The organism is Alteromonas sp. KUL106, assembly GCF_009811415.1.
Classification (GTDB): domain Bacteria; phylum Pseudomonadota; class Gammaproteobacteria; order Enterobacterales; family Alteromonadaceae; genus Alteromonas.
The window spans coordinates 1-1455 of sequence record NZ_BLIG01000070.1; the positions used below are offsets into that span (position 1 = coordinate 1).

The following is a 1455-nucleotide window of genomic DNA, read 5'->3' on the forward strand; positions in this document are numbered from 1 at the left end:
TGTTATAAGCCAAAAGGAATTTGAATTTGCTCTTCGATTGGTTCAACTCTGAAAAGCCAAATGTATACTTAGGTTCATTGGCTGTAGTTAATGACAGCAACATATCTAAAATAGAGTCGTTCTTTTCTATAAGTGGAAATTCACTACAAGATCATATGCGCAAAAAACTCGAAGAGATTTTTTGCCTCCACAGTATTTCTAACATTAATGAACCGAAGAAATCTGACATTGGCTTGGATGTCGTTATAGTCACACTACACGGTGGCGAAGCTTTTACCGTTAATCTAGGAACTTCTGGCATACCAATATTTTGGCGTCCAAAAATTAAGTTAGTTTCGCGGCTATACAACATTAATCACGGCAAGACCGTAAAAACATTCAGTGTGTCTAAATCTGTGACATGGCGTGAATTCATTGCAAAGCAATTTAGTCTCAGAGGGCTATTCCGCTGGGGCCCTCTTTACCATAATGAGGACATGGAAATCTTGCTTTATCAGGCATGTCTTGAGTTAATAGATAAAATGCGTAAGGCTATTTAAACAGTGGCTTATAACAAACCACTCAAGGCTCTCGCTTCGCTCGCTGGGACGCTAACACATGGGCTGCGTCACTTCGTTCCTAATTTTAGCCCATATGTTATCGCCCCTTAGTGGGAAGTTATGCCCAATCAAGGAAGAATTTAGCTACATGAACTTGGTACTTTTTGACTTCGATAAAACTATAATAAATAGGGATACTGGCGCAGCGTACATGAAATTTATGCTTTGCCGAAATCCTTTACGTATGTTCTTTTGTTTTTTGTCTTTTCCAATCTCTACGCCATTTCTGTTACATGCGAGAACTAAATATATAGGATTCTCGATACTTCTATGGTTAGCAACACTGGGAATCAGCGACAGAAAAATTATGCACCTGCGTAAGTCGTTTATCCGAATGTACCTCAGTGACAGTTCAACATTAATTTTCAACGACGCTGTCCAACAACTACTCTTTCACTCTTCAAATACAGATGAAGTAATAGTCGTCAGTGGTGCATCAGACTGGATGGTTAAAGCTGTCTTTGCTCAAAATCACCTTCCTAACGTAAGATTTGTCTGCTCTGAAGAAACTCGCTTTTTCGGCGGCATTATCAGTAAATTTCACTGTTACGCATCTAGAAAAGTAGAGCGAGTACGAGAACTTTTTGATTTAGAAAAATATGACTTAGTTATTGGCTACTCAGATAGTTCAGCCGATATACCAATGCTTAAACTTTGCAATAAGCGATATATTATCAACCCAAGTCCAAGGTGCTTTAGAAAGTTTACCAAGTCGTTTAATAAGGCAATGGCAGTTTTAAATTGGGCATAACAAACGCATAAACTCGCTCGCGGGCTCGCTGGGACAAAAACACGTAGGCTCAGTCGCTTCGCTCCAATTTTAGCCTACGTGTTATTGCCCGTTATGCGGGTGTTA

General features: G+C 39.5%; 2 protein-coding genes. Both read left to right on the forward strand.

The annotated features are described in order from the left end of the window. Positions 1 to 26 precede the first annotated feature (26 nt). Complete coding sequence (locus tag GVO63_RS19220) at positions 27 to 539, forward strand: hypothetical protein (protein WP_159582048.1); 513 nt, start codon at positions 27 to 29, stop codon at positions 537 to 539. A gap of 148 nt (positions 540 to 687) precedes the next feature. Next, positions 688 to 1350 carry an HAD-IB family phosphatase gene (locus GVO63_RS19225; protein WP_159582050.1) on the forward strand — a complete coding sequence of 221 codons (663 nt, stop codon included), beginning with the start codon at positions 688 to 690 and terminating at the stop codon, positions 1348 to 1350. Positions 1351 to 1455: the final 105 nt, after the last annotated feature.

What these genes read in the sequence shown, in the direction of transcription:
- GVO63_RS19225 (WP_159582050.1), top strand. Translation starts at nt 688, where the DNA reads ATGAACTTGGTACTTTTTGACTTCGATAAAACTATAATAAATAGGGAT.